At 50.0% G+C, this 22219-nt stretch carries 23 protein-coding genes; 12 read left to right on the top strand and 11 right to left on the bottom strand.

Annotation, left to right across the window (positions count from 1 at the left end):
- Nucleotides 1–10 precede the first annotated feature (10 nt).
- The 5 genes from ACGHTT_RS15425 to ACGHTT_RS15405 all read right to left on the bottom strand — a co-directional run bounded on the left by ACGHTT_RS15425 (nt 11) and on the right by ACGHTT_RS15405 (nt 6382).
- Nucleotides 11–754, bottom strand: coding sequence for a hypothetical protein (locus tag ACGHTT_RS15425; RefSeq protein ID WP_390591791.1), 744 nt, complete (start codon nt 752–754; stop codon nt 11–13).
- Between the two features lie 273 nt (nt 755–1027).
- Complete coding sequence (locus tag ACGHTT_RS15420; protein WP_390591790.1) at nt 1028–2788, bottom strand: ATP-binding protein; 1761 nt, start codon at nt 2786–2788, stop codon at nt 1028–1030.
- A gap of 15 nt (nt 2789–2803) precedes the next feature.
- Nucleotides 2804–3466 (bottom strand): hemolysin III family protein, encoded by a 663-nt coding sequence (locus tag ACGHTT_RS15415; protein WP_390591789.1) that lies wholly within the window; start codon nt 3464–3466, stop codon nt 2804–2806.
- Nucleotides 3467–3695: 229 nt separating this feature from the next.
- The gene (locus tag ACGHTT_RS15410) at nt 3696–5759 is read right to left on the bottom strand and encodes a M13 family metallopeptidase (RefSeq protein ID WP_390591788.1); all 2064 of its coding nucleotides are present in this window, start codon (nt 5757–5759) and stop codon (nt 3696–3698) included.
- A gap of 185 nt (nt 5760–5944) precedes the next feature.
- Nucleotides 5945–6382, bottom strand: a complete 438-nt coding sequence (locus tag ACGHTT_RS15405) for an SRPBCC family protein (protein WP_390591787.1) — start codon at nt 6380–6382, stop codon at nt 5945–5947.
- A 703-nt stretch (nt 6383–7085) separates the two neighbouring features.
- Here ACGHTT_RS15405 and ACGHTT_RS15400 point away from each other — a divergent pair.
- Both ACGHTT_RS15400 and ACGHTT_RS15395 read left to right on the top strand, forming a co-directional pair.
- A complete protein-coding gene (locus ACGHTT_RS15400; protein ID WP_390591786.1) occupies nt 7086–7457 on the top strand; it encodes a DUF3718 domain-containing protein in 372 nt (123 codons plus the stop codon).
- 169 nt (nt 7458–7626) lie between these two features.
- Nucleotides 7627–8790, top strand: a complete 1164-nt coding sequence (locus ACGHTT_RS15395) for a methyl-accepting chemotaxis protein (protein ID WP_390591785.1) — start codon at nt 7627–7629, stop codon at nt 8788–8790.
- On the opposite strand, the gene aguA is transcribed toward ACGHTT_RS15395, so the two are convergent.
- A complete protein-coding gene (gene aguA, locus ACGHTT_RS15390; RefSeq protein ID WP_390591784.1) occupies nt 8787–9887 on the bottom strand; it encodes an agmatine deiminase in 1101 nt (366 codons plus the stop codon). The two genes, ACGHTT_RS15395 and aguA, sit on opposite strands and share 4 nt — an antisense overlap.
- Nucleotides 9884–10762, bottom strand: coding sequence for an N-carbamoylputrescine amidase (aguB, locus tag ACGHTT_RS15385; RefSeq protein ID WP_390591783.1), 879 nt, complete (start codon nt 10760–10762; stop codon nt 9884–9886). The genes aguA and aguB overlap by 4 nt, the downstream gene beginning before the upstream one ends.
- Nucleotides 10763–10950: 188 nt before the next feature.
- Between aguB and ACGHTT_RS15380 the strand changes: the two genes are divergently transcribed.
- A complete protein-coding gene (locus tag ACGHTT_RS15380; protein ID WP_390591782.1) occupies nt 10951–11964 on the top strand; it encodes a CobW family GTP-binding protein in 1014 nt (337 codons plus the stop codon).
- On the opposite strand, the gene ACGHTT_RS15375 is transcribed toward ACGHTT_RS15380, so the two are convergent.
- On the bottom strand, nt 11950–12126 hold the full coding sequence (locus tag ACGHTT_RS15375) for a hypothetical protein (RefSeq protein WP_390591781.1): 177 nt from the start codon (nt 12124–12126) through the stop codon (nt 11950–11952). The genes ACGHTT_RS15380 and ACGHTT_RS15375 overlap by 15 nt on opposite strands.
- Before the next feature lie 83 nt (nt 12127–12209).
- Between ACGHTT_RS15375 and ACGHTT_RS15370 the strand changes: the two genes are divergently transcribed.
- On the top strand, nt 12210–12692 hold the full coding sequence (locus tag ACGHTT_RS15370; protein ID WP_390591780.1) for a hypothetical protein: 483 nt from the start codon (nt 12210–12212) through the stop codon (nt 12690–12692).
- Nucleotides 12693–12806: 114 nt separating this feature from the next.
- Here ACGHTT_RS15370 and ACGHTT_RS15365 read toward each other — a convergent pair whose 3' ends face one another.
- A complete protein-coding gene (locus ACGHTT_RS15365; protein WP_390591778.1) occupies nt 12807–12971 on the bottom strand; it encodes a hypothetical protein in 165 nt (54 codons plus the stop codon).
- Between ACGHTT_RS15365 and ACGHTT_RS15360 the strand changes: the two genes are divergently transcribed.
- On the top strand, nt 12970–13155 hold the full coding sequence (locus tag ACGHTT_RS15360; protein ID WP_390591776.1) for a hypothetical protein: 186 nt from the start codon (nt 12970–12972) through the stop codon (nt 13153–13155). The two genes, ACGHTT_RS15365 and ACGHTT_RS15360, sit on opposite strands and share 2 nt — an antisense overlap.
- 240 nt (nt 13156–13395) lie before the next feature.
- Here ACGHTT_RS15360 and ACGHTT_RS15355 read toward each other — a convergent pair whose 3' ends face one another.
- Nucleotides 13396–13608, bottom strand: a complete 213-nt coding sequence (locus ACGHTT_RS15355; protein ID WP_390591775.1) for a cysteine-rich CWC family protein — start codon at nt 13606–13608, stop codon at nt 13396–13398.
- A 330-nt stretch (nt 13609–13938) separates the two neighbouring features.
- Between ACGHTT_RS15355 and ACGHTT_RS15350 the strand changes: the two genes are divergently transcribed.
- The 6 genes from ACGHTT_RS15350 to ACGHTT_RS15325 all read left to right on the top strand — a co-directional run bounded on the left by ACGHTT_RS15350 (nt 13939) and on the right by ACGHTT_RS15325 (nt 20285).
- Complete coding sequence (locus ACGHTT_RS15350; protein ID WP_390591774.1) at nt 13939–14538, top strand: PEP-CTERM sorting domain-containing protein; 600 nt, start codon at nt 13939–13941, stop codon at nt 14536–14538.
- Nucleotides 14539–14757: 219 nt separating this feature from the next.
- Complete coding sequence (locus tag ACGHTT_RS15345) at nt 14758–15459, top strand: YebC/PmpR family DNA-binding transcriptional regulator (protein WP_390591772.1); 702 nt, start codon at nt 14758–14760, stop codon at nt 15457–15459.
- Nucleotides 15460–15477: 18 nt separating this feature from the next.
- Nucleotides 15478–18165 (top strand): DEAD/DEAH box helicase family protein, encoded by a 2688-nt coding sequence (locus ACGHTT_RS15340; RefSeq protein WP_390591771.1) that lies wholly within the window; start codon nt 15478–15480, stop codon nt 18163–18165.
- A gap of 2 nt (nt 18166–18167) precedes the next feature.
- Complete coding sequence (locus ACGHTT_RS15335; RefSeq protein ID WP_390591770.1) at nt 18168–18737, top strand: metal-dependent hydrolase; 570 nt, start codon at nt 18168–18170, stop codon at nt 18735–18737.
- A gap of 132 nt (nt 18738–18869) precedes the next feature.
- Entirely contained in the window at nt 18870–19829 is a 960-nt protein-coding gene (locus ACGHTT_RS15330) for a hypothetical protein (RefSeq protein WP_390591768.1), read from the top strand.
- A gap of 129 nt (nt 19830–19958) precedes the next feature.
- Nucleotides 19959–20285 (top strand): hypothetical protein, encoded by a 327-nt coding sequence (locus ACGHTT_RS15325; protein WP_390591767.1) that lies wholly within the window; start codon nt 19959–19961, stop codon nt 20283–20285.
- A 9-nt stretch (nt 20286–20294) separates the two neighbouring features.
- Here ACGHTT_RS15325 and ACGHTT_RS15320 read toward each other — a convergent pair whose 3' ends face one another.
- The gene (locus ACGHTT_RS15320) at nt 20295–21626 is read right to left on the bottom strand and encodes a glycerophosphodiester phosphodiesterase family protein (protein ID WP_390591766.1); all 1332 of its coding nucleotides are present in this window, start codon (nt 21624–21626) and stop codon (nt 20295–20297) included.
- 184 nt (nt 21627–21810) lie between these two features.
- Between ACGHTT_RS15320 and ACGHTT_RS15315 the strand changes: the two genes are divergently transcribed.
- Nucleotides 21811–22212, top strand: a complete 402-nt coding sequence (locus ACGHTT_RS15315) for a cupin domain-containing protein (protein ID WP_390591763.1) — start codon at nt 21811–21813, stop codon at nt 22210–22212.
- The last annotated feature ends 7 nt before the right edge of the window (nt 22213–22219 follow it).

Below are 22219 nucleotides of genomic sequence, written 5' to 3'. Positions count from 1 at the left end.
GACGATGCCTTTAGTTAGTGAATGGGATAGGGTGGCGAAGCGTATTTTTAACCTCGATAAGCTCGCCGGTTTCGGCGTCGAGCCAGTAGCTATAGCGGCCTACTTGGGCTGTGGAATTTACGTCGATATGCCAGCGGATGTGGGGTGTGCTGCTGAACAGAAGCAACTCCGCATTTAATAACCGTAGTAATTGCGGTTGTTCGTTACGTAAATTGGCAACAATGGAAAGTGCCTGTACTTTATTAATTAAGCTTTCGATATCTGTTTGCGCAACATGATCGATCAGCAGCTGACTCGGCCTGACGATATTGCCATTGACACTGCTAAGGCTATTGTTTGCGTTTACGTGAACAATGACTTCCATATCGGCTACCGGTATTTCTGCAATCGTGCGCAGAAAGCGTAAGTGTTGCATGCCAAATTTATCTTCAAGGCGTTTCTTTAAGATAAAATCACCTTCTTCTGCGGAAAATAAATCAGAGTTTTCAGATAAGAATTGCATAGCTAGCGCAAGTGCTGGGTCTCTTTTTGTGCCCGCACCAGCGATAGCGCTTTGGTTAGTTGTGGTCGATTGTAATGGCCCATCAATGCTAAACAGTCCTTCAGGCTTAGCATTGGGATTAGTACTGATTCTGACACTCGACGCTTGGTACCGCGTTTTAAGTTGTTCTGTTAACACGGAATCTTCAGCGGCGGTGGCTGTGAATGCTGAGCCGGCCAGTGCAGCGACTAGCCATGGAATTAATGTACGCATGGAACATATCCTTCGTTAGCGGGCCGCCCACGCTGGTGAATTCTGACCAGCCTAGGCTATCCCTATAGCTTAACCATGACTTTTAGGTCACTGGTTACCGTTTGGCTTTACTGAACATGGGTGTTAAGTAAAGCACATTGTTAATTTGGATACTAAACGAATAACTGCTTTAAACCCCCAGATTTTCATTACATAGGGCGCTCAGAGTGCCCAGCAGTGCCTAGGTTTACGGAGGCTGTGTATGGTGCTATAGGCCTTGCTGATGTTGAGTTTTTATGGCTCAGCTAAAGACCGCCGAATTGCCTGAGTCAGGGTTTCCAAAGTTACTGGTTTTTGTAGCTGAATAATTTGTGTAGCTTCAGCGCTCAGCTGTGCTTGGGCATTGGTTTGCCCACCCACTAAAATGACCGGTAGTGAGGGGTGTTGCGTGCGAAAGACATCCACGAGATTTAATTCAACTTCGTGTCGGTTTAAGTCCACATCAGCTAACAGTATATCCGGCGGTGTAGCGCGGGCTACGGCCAGCGCTGAAAGAGTGGAGTGAGCACAGGATACCTGGCAGGATAATTCTTGCAGTAACGTGCTCATGGCTTGCAATGCGTCAGCTTCATCGTCAACCACTAAGACCTTAAGGTTTTGCCAGGCCAATTGTGGTAACTCTTCGCGCGGGGCAAGTGCGATGGGCCGTAGTGAGCTGGTTGGTAGCAGCAGTCTAATTCGCGTGCCCTTGCCCGGTGATGAGCGCAAATCAATATCAATGTCGATGAGTTTGGTGAGTCGTTTTACGATAGCGAGGCCAAGGCCAAGACCTTTGCTTCGATTTCGCTCTGGGTTATTTAGCTGGTAGAACTCTTCGAAAATTTTAGCTTGTTCTTCACTTGGTATCCCTTGCCCGCTATCGATAACTTCAATGCAAGGTTGTTGATTTTGGATGCTGAAATTCAGATCCACACCACCTTGATCGGTATACTTGATGGCATTGCTCAATAGGTTGCGGATGATGCGCTCAAGCAGTATAGGGTCCGTTGCAATATCTAGGTGCTCTAGACCATTGATACCGAGATGTAGATTTTTTTGCCGGGCTGATTGTATGTGCTCTTCAAATAGTCGGCTCAGCAACGTGTGAATATCGATTGTTTTGATGTTGACATCGACAACGCCAGCTTCGAGTTTTGAAATGTCGAGCAATGTATCGAGCTGTGCTGCAAGGGCTTGGATAGCATTGTCCATATGACTGGCGATTTGTTTGCTTTTGGTGTCGATATCGCGCCGGATAAGTGCTGCGGAAAATAAGCTAAGGGTGTGAATAGGTTGGCGTAAATCATGGCTTGCGCTGGCGAGAAAGCGCGTTTTTGTATGGCTAGCATTTTCCGCTTGATTCAACGCTTGCTGTAGCTTGTTGTTTAACTCACTTTGTTCCGATCTAATTTCGAAGGATCTTAAATACAGTCGCGACGTATCGCGCGCCAGTGAAATCATTAAACCAATAAACATGGCAATAAGCACGGCGAGGCCGGGGCCAACCCACTCAGCTTGATTAGGGGTAGCGAGGCCGCCCCAGATGATGACTAAGGGCAATGCAATGGGGCCTGCGTAAGATAAAAATAGCGGTAAATAGCCTGCGGTCGTGGCAATGGCGCCGGTGCATAAACCCATCAATACCAGAGTATGGATTGCTCGCTCTACCTCTGGAATAAAGGGGAAAAGCATTAATGAGCAAGCCATGACTATGCCATTGATCAAGCTTAGCCATACACTGATATTCAGACCTGTTTGAGGCTTATCGAGGAAGTGAGTGTCTATTTTACTGAGGATCAGCCAGCGCAGCATCAAAACGGCGAGCGCGGTACAGGCCCAGGTAACGACAATCGCTTTAGGTGCATTAATCCATGCCAGTGCGGCAATTAAAATGATGGCCGGTATTTTGCCAAAGGGCACGCGGCCACTCTGCCTCGCCAAGAGGTGCAGCATTTCTTGTTTGGAGGCAAAGCTAGCGGTGTCATTCAGAGGCGTGTTCACGACGTCCTGTCTCATAAATCTGGCGGCTCACTAAATAACGTAGAGATAGACCGCTAAAAAATGGCATGTACTGCCACCCAATACAAATAGGTGCCAGATGGCGTGGTTGTAGGGTATACGTTCCCACTTGTAAAAAATGGCGCCAAAGGTATAAACAAGGCCGCCGGCAAGCAGCAGCCACAGCGCGCCAGAAGGGACTTTGGTTAGCATTTCCGAGGTGGCCACAATAACCAGCCAGCCCATTAAAATATAGGTAAATAGCGATATTTTGGGGAATCGATACCGAAAGAACAGTTTAAAGAAGATGCCAAAGAGCGCCAAGCTCCAAATCACCGCAAAGATGGTCCAGCCCCACGCACCGCGCAAGTTAATGAGCATAAACGGAGTATAGGTACCGGCAATCAACATATAGATTGCGCAATGGTCCACCACACGAAGTACGCCTTTTGCCCTAGGATTGGGGATGCTGTGGTACAAGGTAGAGGCCAAAAAAAGAAACACGAGGCTGGTGCCATACACAATAGCACTGGCGAGCTTCCAGCCATCGTCTGCTGCGACAGATACGATGACCATGAGTGTTAGGCCAATAATGCTGAGCAGGGCGCCTAGGCCATGGCTGATGCTGTTGGCTAGCTCCTCAGCAAAGGAATAAGCCTTGAGCGAAGGGCTGGTCTTGACGGGTGATGTAGACATAGGGCGCTCTTAACTTAAGCAAACAGGGCGATGAGTATACCCCGAAATAGCACCAATAATGCTACAACACCTGTGAATTGGGTGATAAGACACAGGGTGTTAGCGCATTTAGTCAGTCGGCGCTGTGTTGACGCGAGAGCCAGGTGGTTATAGTCACCTTGTATGGCGAGGTTGTAGAGGTAGAAAAAAGGGGAAGCAAGCTTCCCCTCGTTAGTACAGGTAATCGCAGTTACCAAATTTTGACGCGAGACGCCGGCGCTAGGTAGAGCGCATCGCCCTCTTTTACACCGAAAGCATCGTAGAAAGCCGGCATATTGCGCACGATACCGTTAGTGCGGAATTCACTGGGTGAATGAGGATCTGTGACCAAGCGCTGAGAAAGTTCTTCGTCGCGGTATTTACGCGCCCACACTTGAGCCCAGCCCATGAAGAAACGCTGCTCGCCAGTGAGCTTATCAATAACTGGCGCGGCTTTTCCTTGCAGTGAAAGCAAGTAGGCCTTGTGTGCGATAGTTAAACCACCCAGGTCGCCAATATTTTCACCCAAGGTGAACTTGCCGTTTACAAATTCGCCTGGCAGTGGCTCGAAGGCGTTGTACTGTTCTACTAAAGCGGTGGTGCGCTTTTCAAATTCAGTTCTGTCGCTGTCGGTCCACCAGTTTCTGAGGTTGCCGTCGCCATCGTACTGGGAGCCTGAGTCATCGAAGCCGTGGCCAATTTCATGGCCAATAACCGCGCCAATACCACCGTAGTTAACGGCATCGTCAGCAGCTAAATTAAAGAAGGGCGGCTGTAGTATCGCGGCAGGGAAAACAATTTCGTTGGCTACGGGGTTGTAGTAGGCGTTGACGGTTTGCGGCGTCATAAACCACTCGGTTTTATCGACGGGTGCGCCTAACTTACTGAGGTTTCTGGCGTATTCAAATGCCGCAGCGCGGGTTGAGTTACCAAATAGATCATCGGCCTTAATCTCTAAGGACGAGTAGTCTCGCCACTTATCGGGGTAGCCAATTTTGTAGGTAAACTTCGACAGCTTTTCACGGGCTGCAACTTTGGTTGCTTCGGTCATCCACTCCAGATCGTTAATACCTTCGCCGAAGGCCAGCAGCAGGTTGTTGACGAGTTCGTCCATGCGCGCCTTTGCTTCGGGCGGGAAATGTTGTTCGACGTAGATTTTGCCCACGGCTTCGCCGATCACATCATCGGTAAATTGCACCGCACGCTTCCAGCGCTCTTGCTGCTCTTCAACGCCGCGTAAGGTCTTGCTATAAAAAGCAAAGTGCTCGTCGTCGAAGGCTTTGTTTAGCAGTGTTGAGGCGCCTGAGATAACTTGCCACTTGGCGTAAGCCTTCCAATCGTCTAGTGATTTATTGGCTAGGGTTTCACCAAATGCCGTTAAATAAGAGGGTTGGTAGACGATGATATGAGTTTGACCTTCGATGCCAAGCGCTTGTGCCCAGTTACCCCAGTTAACACTGGCGCTTAGCTTTTTCAGCTCAGCTAAGGGCATTTTGTTGTAGGTTTTCACGGGGTCGCGGTTATCCACCCGCTGCCAGTGGCCCTGCGCTAGTGCTTCTTCGATGGCGTAGACCGCGTCGGCATTGGCCGTGACCTTGGCCAATGCAAAGCTGGCGAGAATATGTTTCTTATACGCGGCGCGAATTGCGACGCTCTTTTCATCCTCTTTAAAATAGTAATCGCGATCGGGTAAACCGATACCGCTTTGATAGGTGTAAACCGCGTACTGGGTCGCGTCGCGCTTATCTTGATTGATAAAGGCAGCAACCGGTGTTTTGACGCCAACGCGTGTAGCCTTACCAAACCAAGCGAGCAACGCATCTTTTGATTCGAGCGCATCAATGTCTGCAAGACTTGGCTCAATGGGGCTGGCACCAAGTGCTTCAAGCTTTTCGGTGTTCATGTAGCTCTTGAAGAAATCGCCTACCTTTTGTTGTTCAGTGCCTTCTTTGGCGGCGCTTGCCGCTGCGGATTCGATAATGGCGCGCAACTGTACTTCGGCATCGTCGGCCAGCTTGGTGAAAGAACCATAGTTGGATTTATCCGCGGGAATGGCGGTTTTCGCTAACCATTGCCCATTCACGTGACGGTAAAAGTCGTCTTGAGCGCGAATACTCGGCTCCGTGTTGCTAAGCTCAATGCCGGCGATCAGTGCCGATGCTTTTTCTGGTTTTGCTGCCGCTTTGTCGTCGCTGCTACAGCCCGCAAAAATAGCGGCTATCGCGCAGGTCATGATGGCGACTGAGCGCTTTGGTGTGAATATCGAAACAGTCATGGGACGTCCTTTGTTCGGGTTATTTCTTATGGCTTTACCTACTTGCCGCTGTTTACCGGGGGCAAGTATCGTTAGGGCGGCATAGTGGAGCGGCTAGGTACAAAACCTGACCTAGTTGCCCCTAATAAGTCGGCCTTAGCCACTAAGGACGAAGTCGCGGCCAAAAGACGTAATTGTGCCGGTGTTTAGGCGTCTTGAAGCGTTGTTTGAAGCCGCGCCAACCCGCGCCGGATCGGGCCTTCGATGAGTGGTTTGAGTAGCCAGCCCGTGCCTGGGATTTTGGCGCTAAAGTCGATGGTGTAAACAAGCCGACAGCCGAGCTCACAAGGCTTGAACTCCAGCCGTCCCCAGTGTTCTTTTACCGGGCTGCCGCGGGTCACCTGATACTCCATTAATGTTGGCGCCTCAAAGCTGGTTACGGTTTCTTCAAATGAAATGCCGGGCAACAGGGTGATCTTTCGAATCGAACCTAAGCCGTTGCGGTTAGCCGACTTGCTATCCACTATGCGCTCGATATTGGCATTGACGATTTTGCCGAAGTGCGCGTGGTCTGTGAGTTGCTGGAATAAGGCGTCGGGTGAACAGTGGAATGGCATATTAATTTCGATATGTTGGTGGCTCATCAGGTCTCGCTTATGGTGGGTTATGCGCTTACGGCAAGCCGGATGGCCGCCGAGTTGGGAAGCCGTAAAAACCTTGGCGGCTTTGTACACCCTCTGAATAATGGCTATCTGTGCGCGATAGCGATATTAGCTTAGCTGTTCAGGTTTGTTTATTGAAGGCTATCACAGGGATTAACTTGCTGTTTAGTTTGTCAGGCAAACTTATTTGCTGTCGCCAAATAAACATTGCCTAAATAAAAAAGCTTGGCGAGGTATAGGTAAGCGAAAACAGGTATTCAAACGTTAATGGCGAGTGAAATCAGCGTCGAGGGTTAGTCATGGTTTTTCGATGAAAATAAGGGTAATAGATATTTCAGCTATAAAAAAGTGTGCGTTATAGAAGTATCGATGCCGTGGTTTTTACGTGTTGATAATGCTTAAAGGCTTTTAATTCGAGGCTAGGCCCTAGACTGCTTTGGTGCGATAAACCGTTGGCCGCTAGTTTGCAGCATCTTATCGCTGCCAGTATTTTACCCAAGTGCGTTGAATGGAGTTGACGCGCGATCTTTTATCGCACCTTTGTTGTTTGTCTCTGTGCAAACGCTCCTCGCCGATATTCACTTTCTTAAAAATTCTAAGCCTCAATACTGTGATTAACCGAGCGGCAAGGCGCCGCTTGGATGGGAAGCCTCCCATGAAAAAGAAAAGTCACAGGAGCTCGATCATGAAAAATTCAAACAAAGTACAGGGTGTCGTATTTGGTCTTTTTGTTGGTGCCTGTTCGTTGGCACTGTCCGGCGTTGTGAGTGCCGATACTCACATCGAAAGGAATGGCATTAAGTATACTGTTGTTGATAATGACGCCGCCGGTGTCTGTAAGGCCATTGTTAGAGATCAGCCGGGTCAGCTGCGTCGTGCTCTGCATCACGGCATCCGTGGCGTGGATCGTCAGCGCGCGCATACATTTTATCAGTGCAATGAGAAAAACCTGTTGAGCTTTGCACACGAAGTTAATGCTGTAAAAGTAAGCTCTTATCTCGCGCCTAAGTTTAACAAAGGTGAAATTGTTACCACCGAAGAGGTCGCTTCTCGCTAGTGGGCACTCCTCGCGTCGCGTTGCAGCGCGAGGCTTAACCACAACGTTCGTAGGGTTATAATCGTTGCTAGTTTAAACGCTTTTCGGCTTTAACGTCCTCCCTGTGCTAGCCTAAAAGGCAGTCTTTTTATTCTGCTTGGATAAAGGTTAATAGCGCAGGGAGGAATATATGGCGTCACTGTTTCTTAGAATGCGGCTGGTGCATTGGATTGGCATGGCATTGCTGTTGGTTAATGCACTGGTTTTCACGGAAAACACCGTGAGTCGAGTGATTCAATTTGTTCTCATTGCGGTGCTCATTGTTCACGACATCGATGAAAAGCGTTGGGGTGTGGATGCGCTCAGTGCCATTGCCCGCTACTTTCAGCATTTTGCTGACAAAGACCTGTCGGTAAAGTGCGATGTAAATACGTCACTAAACGCTGAAATGGGCGACATGGTGTCTACCATTGACCAGTTTAGAGAGGAAATTCAGAGTGCCTTAATAGATATCAAACAGGTGGCTGATACCAATCAAAATGTTGCTAAAAAACTAACGGACACCAGCAAAACCATGGGCCAGCGCATTGCTCAGGAAGTCGCCGCAGTGAACCGAGCTAAACAGTATATGCAAGAGATGCAGGGCTTGTCGCAAGCGGTCAGTCAGCGCGCCGATCAGACCAATATTCAGGTGACAGGTGCCAACCAGCAGCTGCAGGCGTCGCGGCAGAATATAGGCACCATGGCTGAAATGGTCGATGAGCATGTACGGGCTAGTAACGATATTACTGAAAATTTTGCCAAGCTTTCCGAGAATGCACTGAAGATAAAAGATGTGCTGGCGGTCATCAATGGCATCGCGGATCAGACCAATTTACTGGCGTTGAACGCCGCTATTGAAGCCGCTCGCGCCGGCGAACACGGTAGAGGTTTCTCTGTGGTGGCGGACGAGGTGCGCGGTCTGTCGCAATCGACGCAAAATAGTTTGACGGAGATAAATGAAATTATTTCAGCCATCACCAGCGCCATCGATACGGCGGGGAAAAAGGTGGAGCATCAGAAAAGCTCCTTGGAAGCCTTGCGACTCACCTCGAGCGAAGCGGCGGATGTGATTGTAAGCGCCTGCGATGTAATGCAAGAAGTGGCAGAGCTCACAGGGCAGCGCAGTCAGCAAGGTAACTCGAACATCCATAGCATCAATAAAAAAGTTGAAGAGGTGTTGGCTGAAGTGGATCAGTTGGCGATATCGACGGGCATGTCGGAAAAGGACATTGGCCATCTGGTAACGATAGCCAATGATCTTTCTTCAACAGTGGATAGCTTGCGTAATAAAGTCGCGGTATTTAAGACTTAAACGGCCGGTTGCTGTTGGGTGATGCAGTGAATGTTGCCGCCCCCCAGCAGTATTTCTCGGCCGGGAACCATGACGATGTCGCGGTCGGGAAAACATTTAGCAAGAATAGTTTTGGCGACGCTATCTTTTTCGTCATCGAAACTGGGCGCAATGATCGCGCCATTGATAATCAAAAAATTCACGTAGGAGCCGGCCAAACGAATGGCTGGGTCACGGGGTTGCGTACCTGCAACCTGGTCTATGCCTTCGCATTCGGCAGGTGTGGCAAACAGCGGCCCGGGAATAGGCATTTTTACCACCGTTAATGCCCGACCTTTGGCGTCGGTTGTGTTTTGTAGTACCTCCCAAGCGGCCTGGCAGCGCGCGTAGTTTGGATCTGCCTTGTCGTCGGTCCAGCACAGCAATACTTCACCTGGCTTGGTAAAACAGCAAAAATTATCCACGTGGCCATCGGTTTCATCGTTAAATAAGCCTTTAGGTAGCCAGATGACTTTTTCGATGTTGAGATGTTGAGCCAGTGTTTGTTCAATCGCGTCGCGGTTCAAATGCGGGTTGCGATTCGAGTTGAGCAAGCACTCTTCGGTAGTAATCACCGTGCCTTCGCCATCCACGTGAATGGAGCCACCTTCCAGCACAAAGTCGTCGGTGCGGTAGCGCGGCACCTGCTCTAATTGGCAAATTTTGCGAGCCACTTGGTCGTCTTTGTCCCACGGAAAATACAAGCCGCCGTTGAATCCGCCCCACGCGTTAAAGCGCCAGTCGACACCGCGTAGGCCGCCCTTATTATTAATGACGAACGTTGGGCCAGTATCGCGCACCCACGCGTCGTTATTGGAGATTTCCACTACGCGGATATTGTCGACGTCGCCCAGCTGTTCCGAGGCATTTTCAAACTGTGCCGCAGAAACGCCAACGCTGAGCGGCTGGTAGCGCGCAATGGCGCGCATCACGGTGGCAAAGGCTGCTTGGGCCGGTTTGGCGCCTAAGCGCCAGTTGTCGGTCCGCTCAGGCCACATCATCCACGCTTGTTGTTGGCGCGCCCATTCGGCGGGCATGTAAAAACCATCGGCTTTGGGGGTGCTGGACACGAGCTTCATGAGGCGAGGTCACCGTCTAGGGTTTTGATCGGGCTATACAAGTTTGGACGGCGGTCGCGAAATACGCCCCACGCGGTGCGAATCTTTTCCAGCTCTTCTAGGTCGAAGGTTTGGATCAATACGGCTTCGCTGGTTTCGTCTGCCTCGGCCACTTTCTCACCGAACTGATTGGCGATAAACGATGAGCCGTAGAAATTAATATGGTAATCCTCTTGGTCCTCGCGCCCGATGCGATTACTCGCAATCAGCGGCATCAAGTTGGCGCCGGCGTGACCCTGTTGTACACGCTGCCAGTGATCGCGCGAGGAAATCGTTGGGTCGTGCGGCTCGGTGCCGATGGCGGTTGGGTAAAACAAGATTTCCGCGCCCAACAGCGCCATGGCGCGCGCGCACTCGGGGAACCATTGATCCCAGCAAATGCCGATGCCAATTTTACCGTATTGGGTATCCCATACTTTGAAGCCGGTATCGCCTGGGTTGAAGTAGTATTTTTCGTGGTAGCCAGGGCCATCGGGAATATGGCTCTTGCGGTAGTTGCCCAAAATCGTGCCGTCGGCATCGATTACGACAATGGAGTTGAAGCGTGCGCGGCCAGCGCGCTCAAAGTAACTGATAGGCAGCACCACATTGAGTTCTTTGGCGAGCTTTTGAAAATGGGCGATGGCGATATTTTCATCTTGCGGCGTGGCCAACAGGGCGTAATCGGCATTGGGCTTCTGGCAGAAGTAGGGTGTTTCGAAAAGCTCCTGTAATAGGATGATTTGGGCTCCCTGCTTGTGTGCTTGACGCACCAGCTTTTCACCATTGGCGATGTTGGCATCGCGATCCCAAGAGCACGCCATCTGCGTGGCGGCAACAGTAACCTTGCGGGACATAGTCTTTCTCCTGATAGAAACCTGTAGGGCTAGTAGACGTTTAAACGCCATCTTACCGCCCTCAATAGCATAAAAAAAATCACCTATTCAGGGTGTAGCCGGTAAATGGCCAGTTTGAGCTTGTGACAGTGTAGTGGCAGGTATTAGATAATAGCGGGCTTTGCGGGCAATTATCCTGGATGGAACGAGTGAGTAACGAGCTAGTAATGGTGCGCATCAATGTGATTACCGGCTTTTTGGGCGCTGGTAAAACCACGCTGATTAAACACCTCTTAGCGCAAAAGCCTGCAACTGAGCGTTGGGGTGTATTGGTCAACGAGTTTGGGGAGGTGGGTATAGATGGTGCGTTGTTGGCGTCGCCGGCAGCTGGTGTTGCCATAAAAGAGGTGCCGGGTGGCTGTTTATGTTGCGCAAATGGCTTGCCGTTTCAGATAGCATTAAATCAATTCTTGGGCGCTAAGAATTTAGATCGACTTCTGATTGAACCCACAGGCTTAGGTCACCCGTTAGAAATACTGGCCCTATTAGCTCAGCCTAGTTACCAGGCCGTAAGTCAATTGGCTGCGACACTGACCTTGGTGGACGCGCGTAAAATAAACGACAAGCGCTATAGCGATCATGCGCTGTTTAATCAGCAGCTGTTAGTTGCCGATCGTATATTGGCAGCCAAAGCGGATACCTATCTAGCCGATGAGTTCGCGCAGCTCGAACGCTATTTGACCAGTCTCAGACCAAATTCGGCGTTTCTGCTGGACTCCCTTGAGCAAGGGGTTGGGCAGCAAGCGTGGCTGCAGGGGCAAGCACAGGCGTGGCGTTTTTGTGCAAACACCGGCGCGGCGAGCAACGCAGAGAGTAGCACCAACGCACCGTTATTATCGCTTGCGCCTGCGTACAATCCTCAGGGTTTTGTTTTTAAACATAGATATGCCGATGGCTTTCACGCCTATGGATGGGCATTTGCGCCAGAGCTGCTGTTCTCCCTCGAAGCGTTGGAGCATTGCCTGCTTGGGTTAAGGTGCGAACGGTTAAAAGCGGTGGTCATCACCCAAGCCGGCGTGCTGGGTTTCAACCTTGCCGATGGCGTGATGACTGTGACCGAACTAGACGATTGCCTAGACTCGCGGCTTGAGCTTATCAGCCTCGATGCCATCGATGTCGCCATGCTGCAGGCGACATTGCTGGCGACCTTAGTGGCTTCTTAGCTGCAAACTCGCATTCTCTAAGCACCAGCGTTTAATTTGCAACTTGTCTGCAGCTTGCGCACAGCGGAAGTCGGTGGCCACCAATCTTCCCTCCGCCATTAGGCGCCTCAGTGCAACGGCATCAATTTCGACCATCAGGGTATTTTCCAGAGAATTTTTCATTTTCAAGGCTCCTGCACTTGTCACCGTGGAAAAGTACCGCTATCTTACATGCAAATGATAATCGTTATCAACAAGGTGTAAGCATGGAATATTTATGTCTACGGCATCGGGTGCAGGTGGCTCGATCTGCAGAAGTGGCTCAACGCTTGTGGCGCGGTGCTTTTTGTCATGGCCAAGATGCCTACCTAAGAGGTCATTGGCAGGCGGCCGAACGTTTTTTCGGTTGTACTTTTGCGATCGCAAAAATTCGAATGAATGATTTGAGCCGTGGTCAGTTGAGCGCTTTTGATGAAGCCCAGTTGGTGATATCGGCTGAGTATTTTGCTCAGGTGCTGAGCCAGTTATCGAAATTCTCTGAAGCTGATTCAGTGTTGCAGTTTGTGCGCCATCATTTGTTGCGCAAGTTAGCGCAGGAAAACGCCACGCAGAATAAATCTGCCTGCTTAAAATTGTATGTGAAAACCATTGATGTCATCGGATTGAAAATAGCCGAGCAACACCTTGCTAGTCATGCCAATGTCATGCCGGGTTTCGAATGGGAAAAGATGAGCGGCCGTAAGCATTAATAAAATTCGGCGGTCAATAGCAAAACCCAGTAAGCGCTTTGCTATTGATACGCCGGTCTGTCAATGGTCGACAGCAGGAGAGCAATGAAACGGTAAGAGCAGCACTATTTATTGTTATCGGGTGCTGGCTTTAAATTCTTGTAGCGCTGTGTTGTATTCGTCGGCGACTGCGTAAATCTGATCGACTAGCGCGTTGTGTTTACGGCTTGAACTCACACACTTTAAGTGTTCTTTGGCCGCGTTGATGTAGCTTTTAATCTCGCTTTGGGCGCTTAACATGCTCGCCGTGCTACGCTCAGTGGCAGCAGGAACGGCTGGCGTAGCCGGTGCTGTCGACATGTCACAGGTGGCGGCTGTTGCCGTGCCAGTCATTATGACTAAAGTGCTCATCGCAATCATTGTTGAAGCGCGTGTCATTAATCGCATGGTAAATACCTCTGTCTCGTCATCATCAGTAAGCTAAAGGGTGTCGGCGTTTTGCCTGACTGCACGATTAGTATTGCATCTGCTGTGCCAATTTTTACAAAACGAAATTTTCGATGATTTTGCGCAATTTTAATTCGATATAGTGAGAAAAATATTCTGAATATTTCCAGCTTGGTCATGGCAATAAAAAGCGTCGGATAAGCGGGCGCTAAAAGAGAGCGTAAGAAATTGCTTTTTTTTCGTTCTGCACTGATTTCGTGCAGAGGCTGGTTGCTATTTAGACCATATATTTTTGAAGACATGTTTCACACAGGCAAACCTTGCCTGTGAGTGAGCTGTCGAGCGGCGCCTGATTGTTCTTTATTGGCTCAAGTTTCATACACCAACATTCGGTTGCATTCGCGGCCTCCGCTAATGCGCAAAGATTAGGCCGTTGGCAGCTTGGGCAAATAGCTGATGTATTAAACGTTTTTTCGCGGGGCTGTTTCATGTACTTAGCTCAGTTAAGCGATTTGGTGGATATCGGGCTGGTGTGGCTAGCTTACTCGCCCTTGGCTGCTGAAACGACGTGCAGGGAGGAACGGGCGAGCATGAATGCGCCGGGATGAGTCGACTGGGCTCGTTTGGCTGGTTAAATATCGTACTAAAGTTGTCGGTTTTTCTTACGGTTAAGTGGTTCTTTTGTTTCACTCTGTTTCGTAACGTTATGATTTTTATAAGGTTTTTCGGGTTGGCTCGGTGGTTGCTTTTGACTTGGTTCAGGGTGCAATCGTAAATCATGGAATTGCAGTCTTTTTAACGACAACGGATTGGTTAATTTATGTACAAACTCGCAAAGCATTCAGTCACCTTCGTGTTAGGTTTGGTTTTGGCAGCTTCAGCCAATGCTAACTTAATTGTTAACGGTAGCTTCGAAGACAATGATGTCGCCGAGGGCACCTGGCAGTATTTTGCGGCCGATGATGTGAATGGCTGGGAAGGTAGCAACATTGAAATCTGGGATGGTTTGAACGGTGTTGCCTCGGCCGTGGGCGAACAGCATGCCGAATTAAATGCGCACCCCTATGCCGGTGAGTTCTCTATCTTCCAGAATTTCGCCACTGTGATCGGCCAAAGCTACGATGTGTCTTTCTTCTATAGCGCGCGCCAGAGCAATGCCGAGTCGTTTGCCTATAGTGTTGGCTCGTTAATGGGTGAACTGACTGATCATGTGGTTGGCACGTGGAGCCAGTTTCAGGGCAGCTTTATTGCCTCGAGCGACATATCTCAGATTCGTTTTACCGCCATTACCAATGGCACTGTGGGTAACTTCCTCGATGGCGTTGTAGTCAGCGCGAGTGTGCCAGAGCCGGGTTCGTTGGTTCTGCTAGCCTTAGGTCTGTTTGGCCTAGGCTTTGCCCGCAGGAGCCTAGCTCGCTAAGTGCGATCTCTAGCGCTAGTGACATAAAAAAAGCCGCTCTTGTAGCGGCTTTTTTTATGCCTGACTTATCTCTATGGCTCCAGTTCATGGCAGCTTTCCTGAGCTTGGCGAAACTCTCACTTGCGCCGGCGCGGACATGCTATAAAATCCGCCGATCAACAGCCGGTCGTCATCGTGTCGCGGTTTATTAGGAAATTTGAACAATAGAGAGCAACGCCCATGGGTGCCCAGTGGAAAGCTAAACACCGCGAAGCCGCGGCCAATGCCAAAGGTAAGCTGTTTACCAAGTTAACCAAAGAAATCATGATCGCCGCCCGTACCGGCGCCGATCCGGATATGAATCCGCGTTTGCGGATGGCCGTTGAAGCAGCGCGCAAGCAATCTATGACCCGTGAAACCCTCGAGCGCGCCATTAAAAAAGGCTCGGGTCAGCTCGATGGCGCGGTGAGTTATGAAAAAGTGGTTTACGAAGGGTTTGCGCCACACCAGGTGCCCGTTATCGTCGAGTGCTTGACCGACAATGTGAACCGCACCATTTCGAATATTCGCGTTTTGTTTCGCAAGGGCCAATTGGGCGCCTCCGGTTCCGTGGCTTGGGATTTTGATCATGTTGGGCTTATTGAGGCCTCACCTACCGCTCCCGACGCCGATGTCGAGTTAGCAGCCATCGAAGCCGGAGCCCAAGACTTTGCATTAGAAGATGACGGTTCGGCGCTCTTTATTACCGATACCACCGACCTAGATTTGGTGTCTAAAGCGCTACCGGCCTTTGGCTTTAATGTCGAATCAGCCAAAATTGGCTATCGACCGAAAAACCCTGTCACCTTGGAAGGGGAAGCGCTGGCCGAAGTCGAAGCTTTTTTGGGCGCAATCGATGACGATGACGACGTACACGAGGTGTACGTGGGGCTCGCTGACTAGCCGGTGGACAGCGAAAACATGGAGGGTTTTCCAGAGCACACACGCTTTACGTTTCCGTGGCGAGATTACCAACAGCGGGTGTTAGATCAATTAGCCTCGCACCTCGCCGATCAACATCTACACATTGTTGCGCCGCCGGGTTCTGGTAAAACGGTGCTCGGCTTGGAAGTGATGCGCAGGCTCGACAAGCCCACCTTGATCTGCGCGCCTTCTCTGGCGTTACGAGACCAGTGGATTGACCGATTCTGCGAGTTATTTTTAGCCACACCTAGCTGTCCGGATTGGATCTCTACCTCGCTGTTCGAGCCAAAATTTTTAACAGTTGTCACCTATCAAGCCTTACATGCGGCGCTCGATGGTAAGCATGCGCAACGAGAAACGGTACTAACCACTTTGCGCGACTGCGCTATCTCAACACTGGTTTTAGACGAGGCGCACCATTTAAAAAACGCGTGGTGGCGCGCCTTGATGTTGGTTAAAGAGCATTTAACGCCGGTTATTGTTGGTTTAACTGCCACGCCGCCCTATGACGTCACTGGACTTGAGTGGCAGCGTTATATGACGCTTAACGGCGATGTAGATGCTGAAATTGCTGTTCCTGAACTGGTGGCTGTCGGCGATCTATGCCCGCATCAAGATTATATTTTTCTCTGCAGCCCAACCGATCAAGAAGCGCAACTGCTCGAACGAGCTGCGCTGAAACGTCGTCAATTTGCCGACGACTGTTTACAAGATGCTAGGATTTTTTCTTGGCTTGAGGCGAAGCCTTGGTTATTTGCGCCACTCGATCATCTCGATTGGATCTATGAATACCTAGACATTTATATCGCTACCCTTTGTTTTTGGCGCGCCGCCGGTCGGGAGCCCTGCGCTGAGCATCAGCAGATATTGGCGTTGGAAAGCGCCGTGCTGCCGGATTTTGCGCCTGCACATTTGGCCCTCGTGTTACAGCATTTTCTCGATGAGAAATCGCCTGAGTTTGAAGTGTCGCGCCAGCAGTTGGCAGCTCGGCTTAGGCGCGCAGGGCTTATGCATCGAGGCCGCGTCGATATCGAAGACTCGGAGCGGCGTGCGAAATTATTAGTTAACAGCGCCGGCAAATTGCAGGCGGTGACTCAGATTGTCGAGCATGAGTGGTCGCAGTTAGGCGATGGCTTGCGCATGGTGGTTTTGGCCGACTTTATTCGCGCTGAATACCTAGGCCAAGGCGACAGGGATAATGCGACGTCTTTAAATAAACTCGGTGTTATTCCGTTATTTGAAGCTCTGCGTCATCAAGTGATAAGTGCCATGCCGGCTCGTCCTTGCCAAATGGCGGTATTAACCGGGCAGCTGGTTATTCTGCCATTGAATCTGTTGTCCGAGTTGCAGTTGATGGTGGCCGAAACCTCGCAAACGCTCGTGTCGCTCACACCCTTGGCCTGCGATGCGAGTTTCGGAACGTTAACCTTAGCTGGCCAAGATCAAAAGCGTATCGTGCATTGGGTGACACGTTTATTCGAACGTGGAAAACTGCATCTATTGGTGGGCACCACCGCCTTATTAGGTGAAGGTTGGGACGCGCCTTCCGTCAACACCTTGGTTTTGGCCTCGAGTGTGGGTTCGTTTGTTCAGTCGAACCAAATGCGCGGCCGCGCTATTCGCGTGAATAAACGCGAACCTAAGAAAGTGACCAATATTTGGCATTTGGCCTGCGTGGAAAAATCGCAAAAAAACCTTTCGAGCGCTGTGCAGTTGGGCGAAGATTTTTCGCTTTTGGTCAGGCGCTTTAAGGCGTTTTCTGGCGTCACTATTGTCGGCGCAGCGGCGATCGAAAATGGTATAGCGCGGTTGCAGCTCGATAGTTTACTGGCCGGCAGTGACTCGGTGCCGGAGGCTAATCGCAAAATGCTTGCGGTCGCGAGCGAGCGCGAGGAGATGCACGCGCGCTGGCAAACGGCGGTGTTATCTGGCGTTGGTTTTTTGGACGGCATTGAGGCGCCTTATGTTGGCGAGCGGCCTTATAAGGCGGTAAAGGCGTTTGTTTTAACGCGGTCATTGGCGCATTTCTTTGCGCTTTTGATGGTGTCATTGTCGGTTTGGTTGGAGTTGACGCCGTTGTTGGTGTCGCGCCTCATCGCTAGGGTTCAAGATGGCAAGCTGCTGGTTGTCTGCCTAGTAACATTACTATTGCTATCGGCGCTGTTCTTTGCCGTGCGCTTCTTTAACTATTTTCGGCTCTGGTTGGCCTATAGAGATATTGGACAAGATTTGCACGCCATTGGCGTGGCATTACTCGAAAGCCTGTCTGCCGAAGGCCTTATTGCAAGCCAAAGTGATGGCTTTACACTCGCGACCGAAGTTGATCAAGTGGGCGTATCCAAACTCTATATTTCTGGCGGAGAGCGCCATGAGCGAGCGTTGTTCATGGCGTCATTGGCAGACGTTATCTCGCCAGTTAACAACCCCCGTTATCTTATTGTTCGGCGCTCTGTGTTATTGCGCTTACTGACTCAGCGCGATTACCACGCCGTGCCTAATTGCTTGGCAACGCAAAAAAAGCGCGCGCAACATTTTGCCGAGGCTTGGCAGCGCCATGTTGGCGCCTGTGATTTAATTTACACCCGCAATCTCGAAGGTCGAGCTCGCTTGCATCGCGCTCGACTCGCTAACCTGGCACATAAAATTGAGGCGCCGATCGAGAGAGCAAGACGCTGGGGTTTTTAACGATGGCAACGATTTTGACCCATGCACTCATACCGGTGGCGTTAACCGTCATGGCGGGGCGTCAGCATATCTCCTGGCATTTGTGTTTTTGGGGTTGTGTGGCCAGTATATTGCCCGACGCCGATGTGATTGCGTTTCAGTTAGGTATTCCCTACCAAGATATTTTAGGTCATAGAGGGTTTACCCACTCTTTCGTTTTTTCCTTTATGGTGGGTTTACTTGGCGCTATGGCTCGGCGTTATTTTCAGGCTAAAGGATTGACGATTTTTCTTTTCCTCTGCGTCAGTGTTGCGTCGCATGCGTTACTTGATGCGCTGACAAACGGCGGCTTGGGCGTCGCCTTGGCCTGGCCCATCGATGATAGCCGTTACTTTTTACCGTGGCAGGTCATCGAGGTGTCGCCCATTGGCTTGAAGAATTTCCTTACTGCCCGTGGTGCCGATGTTTTGTATTCTGAGTTGCGGTTAGTTTGGTTGCCGGTGTTGGCGTCGGTCTTGGTGGTTGTAGTGGCGCGCTTGGCATGGGCTTGGCAAAGGGAAATGGCTAGATCTAGGATTGATAAAGGTTGGTGAGGGCCAGCAGAAATACTCAGCCTCCCGCTGGATATAAAAAACTAACCGGATCACACTTTAAATACCCAGTAAACACATTTTTATTTACTTGCGTACAATGTACTTTTTAATGTACCAGCCGCGGGGAATAGGATGTTGTCATTGAATGTGTCTCGCTCCCTTGTAGTGTTCATTTTAGTACTGTTGTTGGGCTCAGCCAACGCAATGGCAGTAACACTCGAAGCACACCTGCAGAAGCAGTCCACGTTACTCAGCAACAAGCAGGCAAGTCTAGATGGACTTCAAGCGCAATTGCGTAGTTGTAACGAGAGTGAAGTAGACGCTCGCGATCGGTTGGACCAAGCCATGGCTGATGTTGTTGATGCTCGGGTAAAATTGGAAAGTGTGGACACGCAAAGTGCCACCCAACGTGAACTAGCACAGCGAAGCTTGGCGTTAGCCGAGCAAGGCCTTGAGAGTCGCCAGGCTCGTTTACATCGAATTGAAAAAAAGCGTAGTAGAATTCAAAACGCCATCGTTGAGCACCGGAGCTTTATTGCCCGCCAGCAAACGCTTGTGGCAAGTTTGCGAAAACAAGTTATACGGCAAGCAGCGCAAGCTCAACGCGAGCAAAAATTATCAGCTCTAGTGCCGAGCATTGACGAGGAAGCAATGTCATTCGCAGCTACCGGTGAAATAGAAGTTATGACATCGGCTGCGCTGGCGGCCGATATTGCTCGTTCGGAATCACCATTAACATACGTAAGGCAAACGCCATTACTTAGTCAGCAACAAAAAGAGGCGCGGGCAGAAATGCAGCGCTTGCGTGAGTTAACGAAACAAGCTGATAGAGCCCGACCTGAGCATGGGCAAGCGTTTGAAGTGGTCGTGAATCGTGAGCTCAACATTGATTTGGAGTATTGGGGCGAAGGGCAGTATTATGCGGAAATTCCTTTGTCTGCGGGCAAGCATCTGCTAGAAATACTGCGTCACGCGTTCACGGTAAGCGTGCCAGAAGAGAACGCAAATGATACGTACGTGATTATTTATGACACCAACCCACAACGAGACGCAAGGTTTGTGCTTTTCAACCAATCTTTGCTTGAAGGTTAGTACTCAGCGCGATTCTGTAAGTCAGGGTATTAATGTTCTGACATTATTGGTATGTACTGTGGGATTGTTGGTTTACTTGGTGTGTTGTGTCTATTCATGGTTGGTAAAAAATTGATCAAGGATGCATGTATGACCAGATATTTTTACTTAGTTCCGATGCTTTTTTTGACTGTATTTTCGTCAAATGTCATGGCGTCTGGCTGGACCAAAAGTGCGAAAATATTAGCGCTGACGGCCTCAACGCAGCAAGTGATTATAGTGCGGTTGGCGCTGGATAAGAATAGTTGCAAAAGTAAAGATACCTTCTATTTAGATTTTTCTTCACCAGGCTATAACCTGATATACCACAGTCTATTACAGGCGCTGTTACATAATAGAGCCGTTGAGTTACATGCTAATGGTGTGTGTGAACTTAACGGCTACGAAGGTTTTAGTGCGATTCGGATGGCTAATTAATTTACCGTATTAGTATTTGTTCATGCAGTTTGCATAAAAGCTAACACTTGCGGGCCAGTCTGAAAAAACACCTTTGACACCGACTTGTGTTGCCAATACGTGCAGGCTTTCGTATTTGTCGCCATCTTTGTCGATTACCGCATCGGTACTTTGGTGATACCAAGCGCCATCGTTATTCAGTGGCGCCGAGCGCTCGAAGGTCCAAGTGATAATGTCGAGTTTGGCGTTTTGCGCGAGCTTGGCGTACTGACTGGGTACGATGTTGGCGTTATCGTCGACACTCAACAGCATCCACATGGGCGGTGCGATGATGTTAACACCGCTGGCTTTTAGTGCTGCCATGCTGGGGTTGTGGGTTAATTCGTTATTGTGATCAAAGCTTGGGTCGTCGTAGCGACCGTCGAGATAGACAGCTTGTTTGCCGAAGGCAGGCTCGTGCGTCAGCCAATATTTTATATCGGCTAAACTAAAAGATTGCGGGAATACTTGTCGCGGTGATATACCGGCGGCGCGGTATTCATCAATCATTTGTTGGGCATAATTGGCCTGCGTGTAAGTGCCTTGGAACGGCATGTTTACCTCTGGCGTTTTAAGTTCGGGCGTAAATTTTGCACCTAATTGGCGAATTAACTGAATGCTTTCTTTGTGAGAGAGTAATGTGCCGCGGCTTGCGTAAGCGTCTGTGCGCCAAGTCGGTGTGCCTTGCAAATAATCCCGTGCGTTCGTAGCGCGTGCATTGCTGCCTTCCATTTTACCCTTCAGTGTTTTGAATTCAGCCAAGCTGATATCAGAGGTACAGCACTGTGCGCTGGCCGCTTTTATCAATGCGCCGGTTTCTGGGTCGTATTCGGCTGGGCTAAAGGGTTGGCTGCATTTGTTCGCTAGCGGGGTCTCAAGAATATTCGTGGTGTAGTGCAAATCGCACTGGGAGTGACGGCACACCAGTTCCTTGTCATTGGTGAAGGTAACGTCGCATTCGATGATGCCGGCACCAGTTCGCGCCGCTGCTATGTAGGATTCTTTGGTGTGTTCTGGAAATTGCAGTGCGGCGCCGCGGTGACCAATGGAAAAATCGGAGCTGCGAAATGTCCTACGGCTATTGGCGCAATGTTCAAGTTTGGTTTTGAGTGGCGATGGGTCCATGTCCTGTACTAAAAAGTAGGGTCTAGGGCCGAGAGAAATCGGCAGTGGCCGCGATTTAGCGCGATGTGCTGCAGTGGCATTGTGCTGCGCATGACTCATCTCTTGTTGGTTGGAGCTGCTTGCGGCATTTACGGCGTGGGTGAGTATGAGTGACATGAGTATTGATGCGAGCGTGATCTGTCGTTGTAAACGGTTCATGTGAATACCTGGGCCAAGTGTTGAGTTTAGGAGCACCTAGCCTATGCAACTTGTGTTGCGGTTTTGTGCAGGAAATATGAACACTGTATGCTCCGTGTAATATATCTGGTGGCACCTTTTTGGCTTTTAAAACGGGTCTTGGTGAAGGCCGTAATTAATGTGCTTCAAGCGCGAGGAAAACGGGATGAGGTCTGCAAGAACATTGCTGTTGGCATTTGCGGCATGGTTGTTAGCCATGGCTGCTGGTGCCAAGGAAAACCTACTTGGCCTAGAGCCCAGTGGTGTGACAAATATTGAGGTGATAACCTTAGCCAGTGATAAGCATAGTTCGACGTTTGTCATATTTATTCGAGACGCTGTGCCGAATCATATTCACCAACATCATAGCGAGTCTATTTATGTACTTGAAGGGCAGGGGTTGATGCGTCTGGGCGACAAGACGGTAGCAATCGGGCCGGGTGATTTTTTACATGTACCTGAGGGGCGCGTACATGGCGTACAGGTGACGTCAGAAACACCGTTAAAAGTCTTGTCGATTCAGGCACCGGAGTTTACCGGTGCCGATCGCGTGTTGGTAAAAGACTAAGCCCGTA

Origin of the sequence: Simiduia litorea, assembly GCF_042853465.1 — a bacterium.
In the GTDB taxonomy this organism is placed as follows: Bacteria; Pseudomonadota; Gammaproteobacteria; order Pseudomonadales; family Cellvibrionaceae; genus Simiduia; species Simiduia litorea.
The sequence above is the reverse complement of the archived record's forward strand: the minus strand, read 5'-3'. Positions and strand labels throughout refer to the sequence as shown.

Excerpts from the sequence above, each read along its gene's own strand:
- ACGHTT_RS15425 (WP_390591791.1), bottom strand. The coding sequence starts at position 754 with ATGCGTACATTAATTCCATGGCTAGTCGCTGCACTGGCCGGCTCAGCA.
- ACGHTT_RS15420 (WP_390591790.1), bottom strand. The coding sequence starts at position 2,788 with ATGAGACAGGACGTCGTGAACACGCCTCTGAATGACACCGCTAGCTTT.
- ACGHTT_RS15415 (WP_390591789.1), bottom strand. The coding sequence starts at position 3,466 with ATGTCTACATCACCCGTCAAGACCAGCCCTTCGCTCAAGGCTTATTCC.
- ACGHTT_RS15410 (WP_390591788.1), bottom strand. The coding sequence starts at position 5,759 with ATGACTGTTTCGATATTCACACCAAAGCGCTCAGTCGCCATCATGACC.
- ACGHTT_RS15405 (WP_390591787.1), bottom strand. The coding sequence starts at position 6,382 with ATGAGCCACCAACATATCGAAATTAATATGCCATTCCACTGTTCACCC.
- ACGHTT_RS15400 (WP_390591786.1), top strand. The coding sequence starts at position 7,086 with ATGAAAAATTCAAACAAAGTACAGGGTGTCGTATTTGGTCTTTTTGTT.
- ACGHTT_RS15395 (WP_390591785.1), top strand. The coding sequence starts at position 7,627 with ATGGCGTCACTGTTTCTTAGAATGCGGCTGGTGCATTGGATTGGCATG.
- aguA (WP_390591784.1), bottom strand. The coding sequence starts at position 9,887 with ATGAAGCTCGTGTCCAGCACCCCCAAAGCCGATGGTTTTTACATGCCC.
- aguB (WP_390591783.1), bottom strand. The coding sequence starts at position 10,762 with ATGTCCCGCAAGGTTACTGTTGCCGCCACGCAGATGGCGTGCTCTTGG.
- ACGHTT_RS15375 (WP_390591781.1), bottom strand. The coding sequence starts at position 12,126 with ATGAAAAATTCTCTGGAAAATACCCTGATGGTCGAAATTGATGCCGTT.
- ACGHTT_RS15370 (WP_390591780.1), top strand. The coding sequence starts at position 12,210 with ATGGAATATTTATGTCTACGGCATCGGGTGCAGGTGGCTCGATCTGCA.
- ACGHTT_RS15360 (WP_390591776.1), top strand. The coding sequence starts at position 12,970 with ATGCTCGCCGTGCTACGCTCAGTGGCAGCAGGAACGGCTGGCGTAGCC.
- ACGHTT_RS15365 (WP_390591778.1), bottom strand. The coding sequence starts at position 12,971 with ATGTTAAGCGCCCAAAGCGAGATTAAAAGCTACATCAACGCGGCCAAA.
- ACGHTT_RS15355 (WP_390591775.1), bottom strand. The coding sequence starts at position 13,608 with ATGAAACAGCCCCGCGAAAAAACGTTTAATACATCAGCTATTTGCCCA.
- ACGHTT_RS15350 (WP_390591774.1), top strand. The coding sequence starts at position 13,939 with ATGTACAAACTCGCAAAGCATTCAGTCACCTTCGTGTTAGGTTTGGTT.
- ACGHTT_RS15345 (WP_390591772.1), top strand. The coding sequence starts at position 14,758 with ATGGGTGCCCAGTGGAAAGCTAAACACCGCGAAGCCGCGGCCAATGCC.
- ACGHTT_RS15340 (WP_390591771.1), top strand. The coding sequence starts at position 15,478 with ATGGAGGGTTTTCCAGAGCACACACGCTTTACGTTTCCGTGGCGAGAT.
- ACGHTT_RS15335 (WP_390591770.1), top strand. The coding sequence starts at position 18,168 with ATGGCAACGATTTTGACCCATGCACTCATACCGGTGGCGTTAACCGTC.
- ACGHTT_RS15330 (WP_390591768.1), top strand. The coding sequence starts at position 18,870 with ATGTTGTCATTGAATGTGTCTCGCTCCCTTGTAGTGTTCATTTTAGTA.
- ACGHTT_RS15325 (WP_390591767.1), top strand. The coding sequence starts at position 19,959 with ATGACCAGATATTTTTACTTAGTTCCGATGCTTTTTTTGACTGTATTT.
- ACGHTT_RS15320 (WP_390591766.1), bottom strand. The coding sequence starts at position 21,626 with ATGAACCGTTTACAACGACAGATCACGCTCGCATCAATACTCATGTCA.
- ACGHTT_RS15315 (WP_390591763.1), top strand. The coding sequence starts at position 21,811 with ATGAGGTCTGCAAGAACATTGCTGTTGGCATTTGCGGCATGGTTGTTA.